The sequence below is a fragment of the Streptomyces sp. ActVer genome (genome assembly GCF_027270795.1).
GTDB lineage: Bacteria > Actinomycetota > Actinomycetes > Streptomycetales > Streptomycetaceae > Streptomyces > Streptomyces umbrinus_A.
In genome coordinates this window covers 1-3,852 of record NZ_JAPWHT010000673.1, presented here as the reverse complement: position 1 = coordinate 3,852, position 3,852 = coordinate 1, and the positions used below count along the sequence as shown (strand labels likewise).

Here is a 3,852-nt window from a genome sequence, read left to right as displayed (position 1 = left end):
GGCCAGCCGGCGCCCGCGCCGTTGTGGCTGAACAGCCAGGTGCCCGCGGCGAACGGTGCCGCCGCGGCCTCCCCGTCCGCGCTCGCCACGGTCGCGTCGCGCACCGCGGCGAGCAGCGCGCCCGAGCGCACCACCCGGGCGAGGTCGGCGAACGAACGGTCGCCCCAGATCGGCCCGGTACGCCGGTAGCGCGCCGGCACCGGATCGCCCTTGGCATACCAACCGACCCCGAAACCATCGGCGTTGACGGTCCCGTGCTGTTGCCGCCGTGGCGCCCACGACTGCCGGAAGAGGCTGTGCGGCGGGTCCACGAGAAACCGTCCGAGCCGCTCCTCCGGGCCCAGGAAAGCGAGATGACGGCACATCAGACGGTCTCCGGATCGGCGTCCCGGGCGGTTCGGAACCCGGAGAAGATCTGCCGCCGGATCGGGTAGTCCCAGTTGCGGAACGTCCCCCGGCAGGCCACGGAGTCGACCGCGAACGAGCCGCCGCGCAGCACCTTGTACTCGGGCCCGAAGAAGACCTCCGAGTACTCCTTGTACGGGAAGGCCGACAAGCCCGGGTAGGGGAGCAGATCGCTGGACGTCCACTCCCACACATCACCGATCAACTGCCGTACGCCGAGCGGGGACTGGCCCTCCGGGTAACTGCCGGCGGGGGCCGGCCGCAGATGGCGCTGGCCGAGGTTGGCGTGCTCGGGTGTCGGGTCGGCGTCGCCCCACGGGTAGCGCGTGGAGCGGTCGCCCGCCGGGTCGTGACGGGCCGCCTTCTCCCACTCCGCCTCAGTCGGCAGCCGCCGGCCCGCCCAGCGGGCGTACGCGTCGGCCTCGTACCAACTGACGTGCAGTACGGGCTCGTTCGCCGGTACGAGCTCGGTGACACCGAAGCGCCGCCGCAGCCACTCTCCGCTCTCGCGGCGCCAGAACAGCGGCGCTTCCATGGAGTGGGTCTGTATGTGGGACCAGCCGGCGGGCGTCCACCAGCGCTGGTCGGTGTAGCCGCCGTCCGCCATGAACGCCTGGTACGCGCCGTTGGTGACCGGCGTCGTGTCGATGTGGAACGGCGGCACGAGCCGCTGGTGCGCGGGCCGTTCGTTGTCCAGGGCCCATGGCTCGGTGGACGTGCCCATCGTGAACGGGCCGCCGGAGACCAGCACTTCGGCCGGTCCGTTGAACGCCGGGTCGGGCATCGGGTCCGGCGCGGTCAGCGCCGCCGGACCTCTGCGCAGCTGATGGGTGATCAGCATCGTCTCGTCGTGCTGCTGTTCGTGCTGGGCGATCATGCCGAAGGCGAAGCCCGCCTCGGTGAGCTGTGTGCCCGTGCCCTGGAACGAGGCGCTCTCCAGGACGTCCAGCGCCCGGCCGCGCACCTCGGCCGCGTAGTGGCGGGCCTCGGCGGGCGGCAGCAGCGGCAGCGAGGGCCGCTCGGAGCGCGGGTGCTCGAACGCGTCGTAGATGCCGTCTATCTCGGGCCGCATCGCGTCACGGCCGGCGACCGTCCGCAGCAGCCACAGCTCCTCCTGGTTGCCGATGTGCGCGAGGTCCCACACCAGCGGCGACATCAACGGCGAGTGCTGGGCGGTCAGTTCGGGATCCTCCACGCAGGAGGTCAGGAGCGCGGTGCGGTCACGGGCCGTGGTCAGTGCCGCCAGCGCGCGCTTCCTGAGCGTCTCCGGGTCGGCCGGGGAGGAGTGGGAACCGGGGTCGGTCATGTGCGGAGGTCCTTCCCGTGGAACAGGTCTTCTTTGCCGGGGAGTTCCGTGCCGTGGAGCAGCGGCCCGGTGCCGTCGAGGTGGTCGAGGATGTCGTCGGCGGGGCAGCGGCCCCGGGCCACATAACGGTCGGTGAACTCCGCGACCGCCTCCTGCACCTCGGCGCTCGCGCCGATCCGGGGCAGGGCGTCGGCGGCCGCCGCGAAACAGGTGACGGCGGCCTCGCGCAACTCGGGGTCGGTCAGGCCCGCGCGGGCGGCCGCCGTCCACAGCGGGTTCTGCGGCGCGGGCAGCGAGGCGGCCCGCTCGGCGAGCGGTTTGACCGTCCGGTAAGCGGTCTCGGCGGCCTCCGCGTCGTCGAACAGCGCGGCCGTCACGGCGAGCGGCACGATCCAGCCGTTCTCGCCCGGCTGCGCGTCGATCATGCGCAGCTCCAGATGGCCGCGCGGCCGCACCGGCGGGAACAGCGTCGTCTGGTGGTAGTCGAGATCCTCCCGGTCGGGCGGTGCGTCGGACCGGGTCCACGCACGGAAACTCAGCCCCTCCGGCACGTCCCAGGGACCGCTGGGCGCCCGGACGCACATCACCGGCGCGTCCAGGACGTGCCGGGCCCAGGCCGTCCGCGGATCGCCGTCGAGGGGCGGGGCGCTGGTGCGGCCCGGATCCATCGCGGCCCACAGGGACTGCCGGGTGGAGCGCCAGCCCGTGGGCTGCCCGCAGGCCATGGGGGAGTGGGCGAACGCGGCCACCAGGACAGGGCCCAGCTGATGCGCGAGCCACCAGCGCCGCCCGTGCCCGAGCGGACCCGGCTCCTCGTACCCGGCGTCCAGGCAGACCTGGACGGAGGCGGAGGTGCACATCATCGCGCGGCCCTCGGGGCCCGTGCGGTCGAGGTAGGTCTCCATGGCGTCGTAGCGCGGGTCATGGAGGAAGCGGGTGGGCGGGTTCCAGGGGTCCTGGCCCAGGCCGCTGAGGGCCAGGTCCGCCTCGCGCAGTACCGCGCGTACGGCGTCGAGGTCGGCGGACACGGACCCCACGCACTCCATCAGGGAGGCGGCGGGAGCGGAGCTGAGCTCCAGCTGACCACCCGGTTCGACGGTGAGCGCCGAACTCAGGGGCAGGGCCCGCAGTGCGGCGTAGGCCGCTTCGAGACGTTCTGGTGGTACGGGGAGTCGCGGGGAACGCGACTCGTGGACGAGCCATTCGAGTTCCACACCGAGGAATCGGGGCGGGCCGGTCTTGAAGCAGATGCCGCGGACCAGCGCCTCCACTTCGGCCTCGGTGACGGCGGAGCGCCGGGGCTCCGTACAGTCACTCACCGAATCGGACATGTCGGGATCCTCCTGAGATTCCATCCATGCCGCCGGCCCGGCTTCGGATGGGCCGGGCCGACAGTCGCTCGTCCCACCCAAGACCCTTACGGCGCCTCGCACAAGGGTGCGTATCGTCGCTTTTGGGGCCGGGAAACTCTGTTGCGGCGCCATACCAGGATCGCTCACCATGCGTTCATGAGCACGACGGGGGATACGACGGTGGATGTAACAGGGGAGTCGGGGGAGATCGCGTGGGACGCGATCATGGCGCGTACAGGGGTGGCGCCATGAGCGCCCGCCTGCGCGGCATCGCGCGGCAGACGGAGGAGATCGTCGCGGCGGGTTCGTACCGCGCGTCCGACGGACGCACGGTGTCGATCGCCGCGGCGGTGGCCGCCGCGCGGCAGGGCACACGGATGTACGGGCCCGGGCCCGTGGAGACACCGCCGACCGGCCCGGCGGACACGTTCTTCGAGGTCACGGGCGAGAGCAGCCTGGAGGCGGCGCGTCGGCTGACCGGCCCGGTCGCGGTCCTGAACTTCGCCTCGGCCCGCAACCCCGGCGGGGGCTATCTGAACGGCGCGCAGGCCCAGGAAGAGGCCCTGTGCCGGGCCTCCGCGCTGTACGCGTGCGTGGTGGAGGCCAGGGAGTTCTACGACCACCACCGGGCACACCGGGACCCCTTCTACACCGATCGGGTGATCCACTCACCCGCCGTCCCGGTTTTCCGCGACGACCGGGGACAGCTCCTGGACGAGCCGTACACCGCCGGATTCCTGACCGCGGCCGCGCCCAACGCCGGGGTGGTCCTGCGCACGGCGCCGGAGC

Annotated in this window: 3 protein-coding genes and 1 pseudogene; 1 reads left to right on the top strand and 3 read right to left on the bottom strand. The window is 72.6% G+C overall.

Annotation, left to right across the window (positions count from 1 at the left end; genetic code table 11):
- From O3Q52_RS50205 to egtA, 3 genes and pseudogenes are all read right to left on the bottom strand, one after another.
- Positions 1 to 365 (bottom strand): annotated as a pseudogene (locus O3Q52_RS50205) (class II glutamine amidotransferase); the annotation flags it as partial.
- Positions 365 to 1,711, bottom strand: a complete 1,347-nt coding sequence (gene egtB, locus O3Q52_RS50200; protein WP_269655102.1) for an ergothioneine biosynthesis protein EgtB — start codon at positions 1,709 to 1,711, stop codon at positions 365 to 367. The pseudogene O3Q52_RS50205 and the gene egtB, both read right to left, overlap by 1 nt.
- Positions 1,708 to 3,042, bottom strand: coding sequence for an ergothioneine biosynthesis glutamate--cysteine ligase EgtA (gene egtA / locus O3Q52_RS50195; RefSeq protein WP_269655101.1), 1,335 nt, complete (start codon positions 3,040 to 3,042; stop codon positions 1,708 to 1,710). The genes egtB and egtA overlap by 4 nt, the downstream gene beginning before the upstream one ends.
- A 269-nt stretch (positions 3,043 to 3,311) precedes the next feature.
- Between egtA and O3Q52_RS50190 the strand changes: the two genes are divergently transcribed.
- Positions 3,312 to 3,852 (top strand): TIGR02452 family protein (locus O3Q52_RS50190; RefSeq protein ID WP_269655100.1); only part of this gene is annotated, 541 nt, incomplete at its 3' end.